Raw genomic sequence first — 15201 nt, forward strand, 5'->3', positions numbered from 1 at the left:
CCTGCAGTTAGATACGGGACGATTATTAAAGGTATCCCAACAAATATACCAGATTTATACCAATTATGATCGATGGGCTGCTGAAAGATGGTTGGGTACAACATCGAAAAAGTTAACAGCGTAAGAAAATAGCATGACGTAATGATCATCCAGCCTCTAACATACTTAGCCAACATGTATACCACCTTTCATCAAAATATGAAGCCGCCAATCGTGCCGGCATCTTTATTCTGCCTGTTACTTCAACGAATAACAGCAGCCCCGTTAATGTTTATTGATCTACCGTATCTCGTTAACCTAATAAATGGCCGTACATCAATAGTCCAATACTAGTACCTAGACTCAGTAAAGAAAAAATCAATAAATGAAACATTACAATTATTCCGGAGATAAATCTAATCTTTCTGCGATTCATGTACCATATTAGTAATAAAGTTAACAGACTAAGGAACAAAGCTACGACAGGCCCACCTCCAAAAAAGATAAACATTGAGGCGGGTGCCCCTGCTAATTCTTTTGAGGTATCATAAATAGCCGCACAAAACAGAACGATAAAAAAATAATTTATTATGGATGCCACTAAAGCTAGAGTTATTGGTGTTTGTTTATTAAACTTTTCAATGAATAGCTTCATTCATCAGTTATCCTTTCAACTCTCGCTGTTAGGTAGTAATTGAAACTTCTCGCCTCATTTATGGCTGCCAATTTATTGAACCCAACAGTATGTTATTATACAAGTAATCAAATTAAGACCGAATTCGAAAACGAGGTGTAGCCCTTGCCGGAACAGCAAACCCGCTCATCGGAACCGCACCACCATATCCGCATACCCCGCTCCGCCTATTTTGCGGTAGTTGTCATCATCGGGCTGCTGCTTAGTCTCATCTTCGAAAAATTAAACGCAGTGCCGAGTTGGATCGTCATTCTCATCCTCTCCACGCTGCTGGTGCCGATGGCCGTCAGTGTGATGAGAGGTCATCATGGCTGGACACGGATGCTGGGGCTTAGTATGACCGGTGTAATCACATTGGGGCTGATTACCAGCTTGGTGTTTCTGCTATATGCCTTGTTCAATCATACGACTACCGCGGCTGATCTGTTCGGGAGCGCCGCGTTGCTATGGATATGCAACATTGGCGTATTCGCCGTCTGGTATTGGGAAATCGACCGTGGCGGTCCGCTCAAGAGGCACAGTGAAAAAAGCGATCGGCCCGATTTTTTATTCCCGCAGATGACCTTTGAAATCACAGGATGGGCGGCATGGATCCCCCTGTTTCCGGACTACTTATATCTTGCTTTTAACACGAACACCGCATTCAGCCCGACGGATACGATGGTGTTGTCGAGCAGAGCAAAACTCCTTATGATGGTCCAATCCTGCATTTCGCTCGTGATTGTCGCTGTATTGGCAGCGCGGGCGATCAACATCGCGTAAGCTAAATGAAAAAAGCCGCAACCATGCGGCTTCTAAAGCATATACAGATCTTGTCATCCGACAATCCCGAGCATGAAAAATTGAATGGTTCAACTTCTGGAACGGGGCAGCTCACGCTGTCCCGTTCCTATGTTTTTCGATATATGCCACGCCCTCGGCAATCTTCGCAGCACTGTACGGTTCTTCGCCTTCGTTCGGGCGATTGATTATGAACGAATCCACGTTATGAATAATCCGATGCGCGTATAGAAGCGCTTGAATGTCTTCGTTCTTAACGCCGATTTCGACCAATGCCGCAACGTCGCGCAAGTATTTCGCCGCCTTCTCGTTGCCGATCACGTCAGCCATGCGAAGGTAGACTTCCGGTTGGTGCGTAAGTCGTTCGTCGTATAAGTAGTTAGGCACTATCGTTAGAGTACCGTCCGTCTCTTGAATGTAAGAAATCGTATCGTGCGACCCTTGGTTGTAGCTTGCAAGGGTTTCGTTAAACTTGGCGTGAATGTAACCTAATGCTTTCGCCGCTTCTGCGGGCGTGGACAAGGCGCTATTGATCGCCTTTGTTCGGTCAGCTTGCGGCAACAGGGCAACGGACGTCATTTCGCCGTTATACAAAACCATCTGCCCGTTAATGCTGTTGTAACGCCTAAAGTCGAATTCAAAGTTGTTCAGCGTGTATTTGTTCGGAAGGACGATCGGGGTCGCTGCCGGCGCAGTTGCCGTTTGTTCTGCCGCCGCGACTGTCGGTTTAAGGATTCCGCCCAAGTATGAAAATCCCGCGTATGTAACCCCGCCCATAATAACCGCTGCGGTCGTAATTCCGATCGCAATTGTTTGCCATTTTTTCATGATGATTTCCCTTTCCCCTTACTTATCAACGTTTGAATAGTTAAAGTATAACGATATTTCAAAATTTTAGGAACCCAAATTCAAAATCAACCCCCATCCGTATCATCGGCCTCCATGAAAACTCGGATAATTTGACTGCTTTTTGAGCAAAACATGGGATAACCAGAACGTGGGAACGGAGGGCGAGAAAGGATGAAGAAACGAAGTCGAAGTCTAGCCGATCGCATCGGCCAACGGGTACAAGCCGAGCCGACGATCCGAGGGCCGCTTGCCGCGGAATTAGCCGTTGTATTGCCGCAGCTTCAAACGCATTTTGAAGGCTGCGGCGACGTTCTTTATCACCGGTTCCGCGCTTCCGACTCCCGAGATGCGGTGATCGTCTATATTAACGGGCTTGCCGACGTCATCTCGATCGATCACGATGTGTTAAAGCGAATGATGGAGCCGCAAAATGCGCTCACCGCGTCCTCGCTGGCGGAATTGCGGGCCTGGCTTACGGTTATGGACAGCAAGGAGCATGTTACCTATGAAGAAATGGTGCCCGAATTATTCAGCGGCAGGCCCCTTCTCCTCGTAGATGGCATCCCGGGGGCGCTAAGCCTAGGGCTTGTCCATTGCGAGAAAAGAGGCGTGGAAGAACCGCAAGCGGAATCGGTCATTCGGGGAGCACGGGACGGCTTTACCGAGACGTTAATCGTCAATTTGACGCTGCTGCGCAAACGTCTGAAGACGCCTGCTCTGAAAATCGATACGTTCTCGCTCGGCCGCTATTCCGAGACCGATATAAGCGTCGCGTTTTTGCAAGGCATCGCAAAAGAAGAGATCGTAGCCAGCGTCAAAAACCGGCTGCAACGAATCGAGATCGACGGCATTGTCGAGAGCGGAATGATCGAAGAGCTCATCGAGGACAGCGTCTATTCCCCGTTTCCGCAGCTGCAAACGACGGAACGCCCCGATGTGGCGGTCGCGGCCATGCTGGAGGGCCGCGTGCTGATTATTACCGATCATACGCCTTTCGTCATGATCGCTCCGACTACCCTGTGGTCCATGCTGCAATCGCCGGAAGACTATTACGAGCGCTTTCTGATCGGTACGCTGATCCGGTGGCTTCGCTATCTCTTCTTCCTGTTCGCGCTCCTTGCTCCGTCCGTTTATGTAGCCACGTTAACGTTTCACCAGGAGATGGTACCGACCACCCTGCTGCTGCGCATCACCCAATCCAGGGAAGAGATTCCTTTTCCCGCGCTCATGGAGGCGCTCATCATGGAGATCACCTTCGAAGCGCTTCGCGAGGCCGGCGTTCGGCTGCCCAAGCAGATCGGGTCGGCGGTCAGCATCGTAGGCGCGCTCGTGATCGGACAGGCGGCCATTCAAGCGGGACTCGTGTCGGCGCCTATGGTCATGATCGTCGCGATTACAGGGATCGCTTCTTTCATGCTTCCGCAATACGCCTTTAATATCGCGCTCCGCATCTTGCGGTTTCCCATCATGATCATGTCCGGCATGTTCGGCCTCTACGGACTGATCCTGTGCATCTTGGTCATCATTAGCCATTTATGCATCCTTCGCTCCTTCGACGTCCCATATTTGACTCCTATCGCTCCTATACAAACCGACAGCTTTAAGGATACGCTCATACGCGCGCCTATCGGATTTATGAAACGGCGTCCAGCCGCTTACGCGACTCCGGGCAATTCGAAGCGTCAAGGGGAGCCGGCGAAAGGGGAAGACCAGTGAAACCAGCGTCTATTCGCCGCTTGCTCCTCCCCTGCCTGTTCGCGTTCCTCCTTACAGGCTGCTGGGATCGGGAAGAGGTCAATAATATGGCTTTAATCATTTCCGCCGGGATCGATAAAGAAAAGAATGGCATGGTGTCTCTGACGTTTCAAGTGTTCATACCGAACCCCTCTTCATCGGGAGGTGCTGACGGTGGCGGCCAAGGCAGGCTATACACGGCAACCAATACGGGAAAAACGGTGCCGGATGCGCTTGCGGAGCTGCAAGCCCAATTGCCGAGAAGGTTCTCGTGGAGCCACGCCAAGGCTTATTTTTTCGGAGAGGCACTTGCCAGGGACGGGTTACAAGATGAGATGGATTTTCTGGTTCGAGATATTCAGCCCCGGGAACAGGCCAATCTCTTCATCTGCAAAGGAACGGCAAAGGAATTAATTCAATCGCTCCAAGATCCCAATACGTACGAAACGCTGATTAAAATGTCCCAAAAACCTTCCCTGCAGCATTCGACGCTTCACATCGTGGAGGAGTTGATCAGCGGCGAGTCCGGATCATTCGTTATTCCCGTCGCAACCACAATGATGCTCGCCTCGAACGGAACCGAGAAGGCCATCATAAGCGTTGAAGGCATGGCGGTTATAAAGGATCTAAAGCTGGTCGGATTCGTGGATGCCCCGCATGTGCAAGGCTTCAAATGGCTGACCAATACGCAGCTCAGTAGATTCGCGACCTTGTCCGTTAGAGAGAACGGCGGCATAGTCGCCATTCGAATGAGGCATTATCGGATGAAGTGGAAGCCGCGCATTCAAGACGGAAAATGGAAGATGACGATACGGATACGCGTAGACGGCGACGTCCTTATGAACAGTACGCATTACAACCTCATGAAAGATGACGATCGATTGAGAAAGCTGGGTAAGCGGTTCGAGGAGGAAATGACAAAGCAGCTGAAAAGCGCATTATGGCAGGCGCAGCATCGTTTCCGCACGGACGCCATTGGATTTGCGAAAGCTTTCCATATCCGCTATCCCGGGCAATGGCGCAAGGTGATGAACAGCTGGGACCAGCGGTTTACGCAAGTCGAGGTCGACTTTGACGTTGACGTATTCATCAGGCAGCCAGGTAAAACGAGCATTCAAGCCACCAGAAAGAATGAGGACGCCCAATGACGGACATGAACATAGCCGAAAGACAGCTGTTCTGGATCATGACCAGCACGCAAATTACGATGACGCTGCTGCTTACGACTGCGCCAACGATACAGATCGCCAGTCAGGATGCTTGGATATCGGCGTTAATCGCGACGGGAGCCGGGCTCCTGATCGCGCTCGTATGCGCCAAGACGGCTCTTCGCTTCCCGGGAATGACGGTAATCCATTATGGCGATATTCTATTCGGCAGATGGATTGGCCGAGCGATCGGTTTTCTCTATATGATCTTCTGGCTCGTATTGCTCACGGTGATCTTGAAGCAGTTCGCTTTTTTCCTCTCCGAAACGATATTGCCCGAAACGCCGATGCCTGTCATCATCTTAATGATGATGGCCGTGATTTTATATCCAACCCTCCACGGCGTCGGCGTGATCGCTCGCTGCTGCGAGGTCATCGGACCGATTGTCATGGCTGGCGTTATTTTCCCCGTCGTCATGTCGGTCAATAATATGGAGCTGCAGTCCATTCGGCCATTCTTCGGCGATGTCAGCGTGTTCGGCATTCTGAAGGGCTCCATTCCCACGCTCACGTTTCTCGGCGACTGCGTCTTGTTGGTCATGATCATCGCCTTCGTGAAATCCAAGGGCAAAACGGTAAAGTATGCCGTAAGCGGCGTGCTTGTGTCCGGATTGTTCACGATGCTCTCGATTTTCGCCAGCTTGCTTACATTTGGCCCCATGGTGAGCCAGAGCAACAATTATCCCTTAATGATGCTAGTACGGGCCGTCTCCCTCGGCGGAATCATCGAGAATTTGGATGCCATCGCGGTTACGATTTGGATTATGAGCGTCTTTACGAAGCTCGCGCTGTACTTGTTCATATCCGGACACGGCTCCGCTCAACTGTTCGGCGTCCGCAATTGGAAGCGAATGACCTGGATTATAGCATGCATTGCTTACGGAATAACCTTTTTTCCGCTAAACGTCGTGGAAACCTCGATCGTTTTCCCGCAAAAGATCGCCGTCCGTTTTATGCTGCCTATTTTCATGATCGGTCTGCCTCTATTGATGTGGGGATTGGCGGCTTTCAGACAGCGGACACAAGAAAGACAATTTTAGAGTGACTTGAGAATGACTTGAAGCAAGTCGCGACGGTTGCTGCAGGGTTTTAATAACGAGAAAGCCGTTCCGAAAGGTCTCGCGACCGATCGGAGCGGCTTTTTTTTGACGTACATCTGCTATTCGCTCCCGCTTAGTGCACACTTTTTTTCGCAGCTGTAGAAGTAAGTTAAGCAAAAACTCTCCACGGACGCGGCTCATCAATAAAAACGGCGCCATGGTTCCACTCGTCTAAATCGCTGGCTAGCATTTGCAGTCCAATACCGTCAAAATTTGTATGTCCTAGTGCAATCATGCCGATGCCAAGCTCTTGTGCCGCCCACTTTGGATACTCATCCGTTTCGCCACAGATGAGCACATCAGGGTGCTGTCTTGTGTATTTTGTCATGCCCTGCGGTTGACGGGTAATACCTTCGCCGCCATTTAGCACTGCAACGGTGCTAACCTTTCTGTCTGCATGACCAGTAACCAAAACCTCGTCAATAGACAGTGATTCCATCAGCCTGTCGGCTAATTCACCCAGACTGACTTCCGGAATGGTGTATAGTTGTTCTTCGACAGCAACAAGCTTGCCGTCAAAGGAAATGCCGGCCGCTTCAAGGAACGCTTTGCGCTGATAGGGCATTTCAATCGACTTGTTTGCGATGAACACCGTTATACCATGTTTAATTAACGCGCAGACACGCGGATAATTTATTTTCTCGCTAAGATGCTTTTCAAGCAGTCCCCCGCTGTAGCTTGTGGGAAAGAACATACGTTCATGGATAACCATAAGGTTACATCCCTCGGCAACGGCGCATTCGATTGCCTGTAGTGTGGCAGTAAAGCAGACAGCGATTTTTGTAATCTCTCGATTGGTGTCGCCAAAGCAGAAGCCTTCGCCGTCAGTCAGCTTCATGCCCTTGTCGGTAAAAAAGCTTGTAAGTTCATTCATCTTCATGCCAAGGCACCTCGATCAATGGAATTGTTTCTTGTTCTAAGTGCCCATGGGCGCTTATTTTCATAAAAGTGGATCGGCACTGGGAAGTGACGCTTTAACTGCTGGCTGACGATGAGCAATCCAGGATTTTCACTATATGCATGGGAGGTTTCAATGTAGCAAACTCCAGCGTCCTTAGCGGCAAGGATCGGCAATTCCTCAGCCTCGCCTCCAATCAGCACGTCACAGCCCATCTTTATCATTTGCTGAACGGTGTGAGGATTTGCAGAAATACCAACACCGCCCCATATAAGTCCCGCACGCTTAACCTGTTTGTTGGGGTCGCCATAGACACGCAGGTAGGGTAGGCTTATATTGGTTTTTACCTGCTGGCATACTGCGTCAAATGACTTTAGTTCAAAATCATAGTATCTGTATGAATATTCGTGGGCGGAAATTGTCGGGTTAGTAAAGCCGAGCTTGTCACCAAACGCGTCCAAAATACATAAATGGTCTAGCGTACCGTGCGCACGAAACAGCGTAATACCGCTTTCCGCAAGTGCTTTCATGCGAAGAAATGTCGCACCGCACAAATCGTCCTCTAAGCTTGCACCGCTATAAACGGGTGGAAAATTCAGCTCCTCATGGGTGATAATCAGGTTGCAGCCCGCGTCACGCGCGGCATGGATTGCCTCAACAGACGGCATCCAACAAACCATGATGCCCGTGACCGTTATATTGTCGGGACCAAAACGAAAGCCCTCGTCGCTGTATAAGCTTAAGCGGTTAATCTGCCAAAACGATAGAATATCGGAAGCTATCATCGTGCTATTACTCCTCTCAAACTTAAAGTTATGGAAAACGTCATAGCACAAACTCACCAATAGTAGGCTTCATATAAATTCCTAATCCAGCGATGTTTTCTTGCCAATTCCAGAAATATATCTTCCGGCAAGGATTCTTGCTCTATAGCAGCAATATTCTCATCCGCATATTCGATAATATTCATCGAAGTCAATGCGGTGGTTACGCCCGGGTGATGAATGGCAAACTTAATGGCTAGCTGGGCTAAGCTTGGGGCATATTGCGGTACGAACTTGTTCAGTCTATTAACGCGATTCAGATAATCTTCTCTATTCACACTTTCAAAAAAAGACTTGCGGAAATCTTTATCCTTAAAAGTCGTATCTTTTTGCAAAAATCCAGTCAATCCGCCTTCATCCAAAATACATCTAGCAATGACGGCAACGCCTTCCTTTTGACAAATCGGAACCAGGTTATCCAATGCAATGGGATCAAAAATATTAAGAATCGTTTGCACTGAGGCGATTTTGCCGCTGCGAACCAATGAAATGGCCATGTCATGACGGTGGTCGGGAAGAGATATCCCGATGAAACGGATCTTTCCCTCCTCCTGCAGCCTTAGCAAATCTTCCATCCAATAATCGACATCATCCCATTGCGGCCAAAACTGATGCATTTGCATCAAATCTATCGTTTCGATATCCATCTGCTTCAGCGACTCTTCCACACTCGCACGGATAGAACCTACGGGATAGGCATCCTCTACCGGAATCGACGTTCCCCAGCCAATGGAGGATGAACGCGAAGCCGCTTTAGAAGCAACGAACGGACGTGTACCGTTCCACTCTTTAAGTGCTTTTCCAACAATCCTTTCAGAAACTCCGTAACCGCGTGCTGTATCGATGAAGTTAACGCCCTTATCCAGACAATGCAGGATGGAACGGATCAAGTAGCTTTCGTCATGTGCGCCAAAGGAACCGCCAAGCCCCATAGCACCGAAGCCCAGCTGTGAAACTGATTCTCCCGAGTTGGAAAATAATTTGTATTTCATACGACTGCCTCCTCGTTCAATCTATCCTCTTTGACTATGTTCTGTTGTGATCTACAGCATCACGCCAAGAACCATAGGCAGTGATGTCTTCAGAGCCAGCTTCCGCGTAAGCTTCGCAAATAAAGCCCGGTACCTCAGTGCCGTCGCTAAGCTCCACCTTCCCGATTCCAAGCGGTGCGGGAATTCCCGCAGCGAACCCGCCGAAAGCGGCTAATGGCATCTCCCATACTTCGAGCCGAATAGCCGCTCCCCCCTGCGTCAGTTTGATCATGCCCGGCTTTGCAGGCGTTGTCGGCAGCTTAACGAGTCGATATTTCGCAGCGCTCTCGGCTTCGCGTACAAAACCGGCTCCGCATGCTTGCATTTGTTTCTCGAGCGGGAAGCCCCGCATATGCAAGCCGCATACGGCAACCAGCGTCGTAGCCGTAGCCTCCGCTCCGATCTTCGCAGTCTGGGGCGCTACCGTCGCCGCTTCCTCATCGATTTCCACTCCACCGTTATCCAACAATTGTTTGTCCGTGAATGCTGACGACAGTCGCTTAGCCGCACTGCACAGCAGAGTTTCATTCTCCGCTGTAGCGAACAACGTTACTCCAAAGGGCAAATTCACTTCCGCTTCGCCAGCCTGCACGGCAACCGCGCATAGATCTAGTAGATTGCAATGATTCGTATAAAGGCCCATATCGCTGTTCGCACCGATTGGATTCGCTCGAACTTCATCTCGTGTCCAAGTACCGCCGCAGGTGGGCATAACGAGCACCGCATCTTGCAACAGCTGTTTGGCTTCAAGCTTGAGTCGCTGCAGCTTATGCGCGGCTTGAAAGACAGAAGCAGCCGTATACGCCGGTGACGCGCCGGTTCGAAGCACTTGCTCCGTCACCGGAAAGGCAGCGCCAGGATGGCTATCAATAAACGGCCCAAGGTCTGCCCATCGCTCCGCAACCCATGGTCCGCCATACAGGATGGAGGCAGCTTCTGTGAACAGCTCCATCTTTACATATGTAATGGGCAGTCCCACCGCTTCGACCGCAGTGACAGCATTTACCCAAGCCAAGCGATAGGACTCCGCAAACGGACCGTAGAAAGAAGGTGTTTGCTTAGGTAAGCAAATCCTTCCAGGAAGCTTATTTATAAAAGGATGTGCGATCTCTCTTGACCAAGGGTCCGATTCTTCCACGCCGCGCGCAAACAAATCAACTGCCATCGCATCATCCAGCGTATGAGCGAATACGGTTACGCAATCCAAGCTTGCACAGGCAGGGACGACGCCTTTCGTCGCCCAAGCGCCGAGGCTCGGTTTGTAGCCGACCAAACCGTTTAACGCAGCCGGTACACGGCCGGACCCGGCTGTATCCGTCCCTAGCGAGAAGGCCGCTTGCCCCCTTGCAACCGCCACAGCGGAGCCGGAGCTGGAGCCACCGCTAATCAGCTCGCTGCGCAGCGCGTTATGGGTTTCACCGTGAGGACTGCGTGTGCCGACAAGTCCGGTCGCGAACTGATCTAGGTTTGTTTTGCCGATCGGAATGGCCCCTGCACATACAAGGCGCTGCACGACAACGGCACTTACGTCAGGCGTATATGCAAAATCGGGGCAACCGGCCGTTGTCGGCACACCAGCCAAATCGATGTTATCTTTAACCGCGAACGGAACGCCCCACAGTGGCATTCCTTCCGGTGCGGTTTGGGCCAATCGCTCCAGATACGGCTCGATCAACGACATCGAAGGCGGGGTGATCCAAATATTCATCGCCTGATCAGCTTCCGAGCGCCGAATAATTTCTGCGACCACATCAGCAGGCCTCAGTTGCTTTGCAGCATACTTGTCTCTAAGCCATGACAGCGTCAGAACTCGCGGCCACTCTGAAGTCGTTTTCGTCGTCAATGCCATACATGCGACACCTCTCTTCCTCTCTCCTTCTCTCATCTCGCAAGCCTTCTAGTTAGGCGTAAGATTCAGCCAACATGACAAAGGTTGGAGAACCTACCTTGTGGATGATGATGGGGACCTCGGAAAGTGCACCGGAGGCAGGGTCTCTATCAAAAACTGTGAGTGTGTGCGAATTTTGGTTGCCGCAATATAAGTACCTTCCATCTCTGGAAATGGTAAAGTGTCGTGGGAATTCTCCCCCGCAATCGAAGATGCCTTCGGGTCTTAATGTGCCGTCAACGTTATATTGGTAGCAAGCGATAGTGTCACTGCCGCGGCTGGACGCATATACAAACGCGCCGTCCGGTGAAAACTGCACTTCAGCCGCTTCGGACTTGCCAACAAATCCTTCGGGCAGGCAGCTGTACGAAGCTTGTTCGTTCAAAGTGCCCTGCTCTTCATCGAACGTATAGTGAATGACCCTATTGCCGTTTTGAGTTATGACATATAGATTTCGGTTATCATCCGAGAAGGTTACAATGCGCGGAGCAAAGCCGGGGGTTACGTGGTAACGGTGAACCTCATTAAGTTTGCCGCCGTCGGAATGACGATAGACATACACGATATCATTGCCATAGTCGGCTGCCACGATATACTTGCCGGACTTGTCGAATACGGCACAGTGAGCGCGAGGTATATCCTGTTCAGGCGCGGGGCCATGGCCTTCATGTTGATCGAGTGAAACAATCTCACCCAAGGTACCGTCTTCGTTGAGCGAAATCGTAACTGTATATCCGTGTGTGTAACTCGAGCCGGTCAAGAAGGTCGCATCAGGCGCAATTGCAGTGTGGCAAATATCCGCACCAGGGGTTGACACTGTGTTGAGGAGTGTTAAATAACCGTCTTTATCAACGCTAAAGGAAGTCAAGCTTCGTTTGCCATCATGCTCTTGCACGACATACATATAACGGCGGTCGGGAGAATAGATCATGAAGCTCGGTCCAATCATGGAGACAATCTGCAGCGTTTCAACCGTCTTCTTTTCTGTATCCATGGCGACATAGTATAGCCCTTGACTATCACTTGTGTGGGTGTAAGTTCCGATGTACAGTTTCTGAATCATGAGAGCCGACTCCTTTTATGTAATTTTGATAATTTAATGGTGTAAGCAGCGCAGGCAAACAGCAGTACGGCTGCAATGAAGAATAGAATCTGAAGACTAGAGAAAGGAAACCCGATAATCTTGACTGTGATGTCCCCCATTTGATTAACAAGAATGGAAGCAATAAACGTGCAGCCGAATCCCAAAATACCAGTCAAAGCATTCATGACCGACAAGCAGGTTGTACGAATTTCTTCCGGCATGGCTGCAATTTGAATGTTAAACATAGAAAAGTTAATGCCAGCAAACCCAACAGCCGACTCCACAAACAAAATCGGCAAGAGGATCCATGCATTTTCTTTGATCGTGAAAGCCCACAACACATAATGAATGGCAATGAGGACAATAGACCAGTAGCAAACAAAGTAATAGCCTTTACGTGAGGCCAGTTTGCCTGCAAGAGGAATCAAAAAAACGCGACATACCATAGAAATAACAGAAAGAACGGTAATATAGGTGAAACTTAAACTTAGCGTTTTGACTTGATACACGGAAGAGAATGGGCCTGCAAAGCTGGCACCTATGTTCCAAAGCAGCATCATATAGAACACTTGGACAAAGGCTTTATGACGAAAAGGTTCCCATAACTTAATTTGAGTTTTGTTTTTAACAGGTTTTGGGGTATCAGGGGTATGTTTAGGATTCGTGGGTTCAATCTGGGTGGTTTGTTCTTCGATAAGCTGCGCTTGCTTGGTTTTAGGTTCGTCTGCGAGGATGAGAATGACGATATTGATAACCGTATGCACTAATATCACACAGGCTATAAATAGAAATGCGGATTTTCGGCCAGAGGAAGCCGTTATCACATCTACAGCGCGGCCTACAATGAGCATCGCAATGGCGCCTACAGCCAGAGAAATAGCTTCCCGATTGGCAAAATACTTACTTCGCATCTGATGCGGAACGAGATCCACAATCCAGTTCGTGCCGCCGGGACCACTGAAGTTAGTCAAAACATGAATCATGATATATAAGAAAATCATCGAGGGCAGTGCAAGTTTGGTATCAAATAATACAAGCGGGAGAAGGAAAATCATGGCCGAGAAAAGCTTAATGATAGAGGCGAAAATGATAACAGCTAATTTGCGCCTTTTTAAGCTGCCAAAGAAAAAGGCAGATAACAACTGAATCGGGGTCGCTAACGATGGAACAGCAGCGATAATACCGTTTAGCGCATCAGATCCGCCGAGATAAGTAACCCATCCTGCGAGAAAAGGACCGGAAGTAAACGTGTTAATATTGGTAGCCAAACTCAAGTCCGTTGTGAACAACCGGCGGCTGCGGCCATACCGGATGCCGTCTTTTACCTCTTTATCTCGATTACGCCAAAAACTAATCGCAATCCCCATGCTGCTCCTCGCCCCATCCTCGACAGTCTACTTAGGACATTCCAAACAGCATTTACTTAAAGATTAAAACTATATATAATACAATTACCGTTTTACGAATGAATATTGTCGTAAATCAAGCATTTACATCAATTACTTAGTTCATATTATTACATTAGTGCCTTTTCGTCAATCAGATTATTCAACCGAGGAGCTGAAATGACAATGAAGATTAGAATTGGAATGGGTCAAATGCGAGTAGTACCCGGCGATGTCGAAGCCAACATGAACCGTGCGATTGACATGATTCACAAGGCTAAGGGGAACGGTTGTCAAATCGTCGTGCTGCCCGAATGTCTGGATTACGGCTGGACTTATCCCGGAGCAAAGGAACTCGCGCAGCCAATTCCGGGACCTCTCAGCGACAGATTGGCAGAGGAAGCCCGCAAAACCGGCTTATACATCGCCGCAGGATTGACGGAGAAAGAGGGTAAGTACCTCTATAATGCCTCCGTCCTTCTATCTCCCACAGGCGACATTCTCATCAAACATCGCAAAATCAACGAGGTACCATTCGCACGAGAACTTTACCGCAGAGGAGACAAGCTGGAGACGGTTTCTACCCCGCTCGGCCGGATTGGCTTGAACATCTGCGCAGACAACTGGCCTAGCTCCCTCTCCTTGGGCCATTCCCTTGGTTTAATGGGCGCGCAGATTCTCTTGTCGCCTTGTGCCTGGGCTGTAACCCCGCAAGACCTGGCTGTCAGAAAACCATACGGAGAAGAATGGAGAAGCGCTTATTCGACTCTGGCGCTCACGCATGGAATGGCCGTTATCGGTACCAGCAATGTCGGCCCTGTCATAGGCGGTGCTTGGGACGGATGGTCATGCATCGGTTCATCCTTGGCTGTTGATGCCGGCGGCAATGTGATTGCCAAAGCCGAATACGGAGAAGATGCCGAACAATTGCTTGCCTTTGATCTGGCAGTTGAACTTGATTAGCTCGTTATTGTATAAGTAAAATATTGCTCTCCCCGGTCAGGGGCCTTTACCATCCATTGTCCGTCCGGCCCGATTACGCCTCCGGAGCAAGCGTTTCCTTGTTCAACAGGAAACGCATTATCAACGGTTACAATCCAGACGCCTCCAGCCTTCGCCCTCATTTGGAGATTGCTTTCGTGAAACTGACGAACGACTCTCTGTGAGAAATCGCTCTCGTCGCGCCCGCCGTTGACCGCATGAAAGATTACCTTGGCTCCCATTGTCGACAACTGTTGAGACAGATGCGTATCCGGCAATGGCGAGCATTGCGGATTGGCCCACATATCATTACAGATCAATCCACCGATCGTTTCGCCATTGAACCGGAACACTTCCAGAGGCTTAACCGTGAAATCATTGATTTCCCCGACCGGCGGTTCCGTCAGCGTACCGCATGTTAATGTTTTGGAATGAAAGCCTAAGAATCGCCCCGACTTGTCATAGAACCGGAGCTGATTATAGCAATGGCCATCTTCTTCTTCGAAACAAGTTCCCAAAGCCAGCCCGATTCCCGCTTCTTTCGCCAAGGCGACGACATCTGCCAATGCTTCCCTGACTTCCGTCCGGTCAAACCTATTATGATAGCCGCTTAGCGAGCCTTCCGGCGTCAACAGGATATCCGCTTTTTCTTCCGCAGCATAAGCAATCCCGCGTGTAATCGCTTCGACATTAGCTTCGACAGAGGTATCATTCACACAAATTTGAGCGCCCGCTATACGCATATTTCTCTCATCCCCTTCTTATC

General features: G+C 49.6%; 13 protein-coding genes. 5 read left to right on the top strand and 8 right to left on the bottom strand.

Annotated features, from left to right (window positions below; genetic code table 11):
- The first annotated feature begins 778 nt into the window (after positions 1 to 778).
- Positions 779 to 1435, top strand: coding sequence for a DUF1345 domain-containing protein (locus tag BM412_RS11945; protein WP_256256269.1), 657 nt, complete (start codon positions 779 to 781; stop codon positions 1433 to 1435).
- A 111-nt stretch (positions 1436 to 1546) separates the two neighbouring features.
- Here the strand turns inward: BM412_RS11945 and BM412_RS11950 are convergent, their stop codons facing one another.
- A complete protein-coding gene (locus BM412_RS11950) occupies positions 1547 to 2281 on the bottom strand; it encodes a hypothetical protein (RefSeq protein WP_091217951.1) in 735 nt (244 codons plus the stop codon).
- 192 nt (positions 2282 to 2473) lie between these two features.
- Here BM412_RS11950 and BM412_RS11955 point away from each other — a divergent pair, with 192 nt between their 5' ends.
- The 3 genes from BM412_RS11955 to BM412_RS11965 are packed head-to-tail and all read left to right on the top strand — an operon-like array spanning position 2474 to position 6284.
- The gene (locus tag BM412_RS11955) at positions 2474 to 4018 is read left to right on the top strand and encodes a spore germination protein (protein ID WP_091217954.1); all 1545 of its coding nucleotides are present in this window, start codon (positions 2474 to 2476) and stop codon (positions 4016 to 4018) included.
- Positions 4015 to 5184 (top strand): Ger(x)C family spore germination protein, encoded by a 1170-nt coding sequence (locus tag BM412_RS11960; protein WP_177245793.1) that lies wholly within the window; start codon positions 4015 to 4017, stop codon positions 5182 to 5184. Before BM412_RS11955 ends, BM412_RS11960 begins: the two co-directional genes overlap by 4 nt.
- Entirely contained in the window at positions 5181 to 6284 is a 1104-nt protein-coding gene (locus BM412_RS11965) for a GerAB/ArcD/ProY family transporter (protein WP_091217959.1), read from the top strand. Before BM412_RS11960 ends, BM412_RS11965 begins: the two co-directional genes overlap by 4 nt.
- 169 nt (positions 6285 to 6453) lie before the next feature.
- Here BM412_RS11965 and BM412_RS11970 read toward each other — a convergent pair whose 3' ends face one another.
- Genes BM412_RS11970 through BM412_RS11995 form a run of 6 tightly spaced genes read right to left on the bottom strand, consistent with a single transcriptional unit; the run spans position 6454 to position 13436 of the window.
- A complete protein-coding gene (locus tag BM412_RS11970; protein ID WP_091217961.1) occupies positions 6454 to 7224 on the bottom strand; it encodes a Nif3-like dinuclear metal center hexameric protein in 771 nt (256 codons plus the stop codon).
- Positions 7221 to 8027, bottom strand: a complete 807-nt coding sequence (locus tag BM412_RS11975; RefSeq protein WP_091217963.1) for a Nif3-like dinuclear metal center hexameric protein — start codon at positions 8025 to 8027, stop codon at positions 7221 to 7223. Before BM412_RS11975 ends, BM412_RS11970 begins: the two co-directional genes overlap by 4 nt.
- 53 nt (positions 8028 to 8080) lie before the next feature.
- Positions 8081 to 9058, bottom strand: coding sequence for an aldo/keto reductase (locus tag BM412_RS11980; protein WP_091217964.1), 978 nt, complete (start codon positions 9056 to 9058; stop codon positions 8081 to 8083).
- A 34-nt stretch (positions 9059 to 9092) separates the two neighbouring features.
- Complete coding sequence (atzF, locus tag BM412_RS11985) at positions 9093 to 10946, bottom strand: allophanate hydrolase (RefSeq protein ID WP_091217967.1); 1854 nt, start codon at positions 10944 to 10946, stop codon at positions 9093 to 9095.
- Positions 10947 to 10998: 52 nt separating this feature from the next.
- Positions 10999 to 12048, bottom strand: coding sequence for a lactonase family protein (locus BM412_RS11990; protein ID WP_091217970.1), 1050 nt, complete (start codon positions 12046 to 12048; stop codon positions 10999 to 11001).
- On the bottom strand, positions 12045 to 13436 hold the full coding sequence (locus tag BM412_RS11995) for an MFS transporter (protein ID WP_091217973.1): 1392 nt from the start codon (positions 13434 to 13436) through the stop codon (positions 12045 to 12047). The genes BM412_RS11990 and BM412_RS11995 overlap by 4 nt, the downstream gene beginning before the upstream one ends.
- Positions 13437 to 13640: 204 nt before the next feature.
- On the opposite strand from BM412_RS11995, the gene BM412_RS12000 reads away from it, so the two are divergent.
- Positions 13641 to 14417: a carbon-nitrogen hydrolase family protein gene (locus BM412_RS12000; protein WP_177245794.1), complete on the top strand. Its 777-nt coding sequence runs from the start codon at positions 13641 to 13643 to the stop codon at positions 14415 to 14417.
- On the opposite strand, the gene BM412_RS12005 is transcribed toward BM412_RS12000, so the two are convergent.
- Positions 14414 to 15178 carry a carbon-nitrogen hydrolase family protein gene (locus BM412_RS12005; protein ID WP_091217979.1) on the bottom strand — a complete coding sequence of 255 codons (765 nt, stop codon included), beginning with the start codon at positions 15176 to 15178 and terminating at the stop codon, positions 14414 to 14416. The genes BM412_RS12000 and BM412_RS12005 overlap by 4 nt on opposite strands.
- Positions 15179 to 15201 lie beyond the last annotated feature (23 nt).

This window comes from Paenibacillus sp. BC26, from assembly GCF_900116125.1.
Lineage (GTDB): Bacteria > Bacillota > Bacilli > Paenibacillales > Paenibacillaceae > Paenibacillus_Z > Paenibacillus_Z lignilyticus.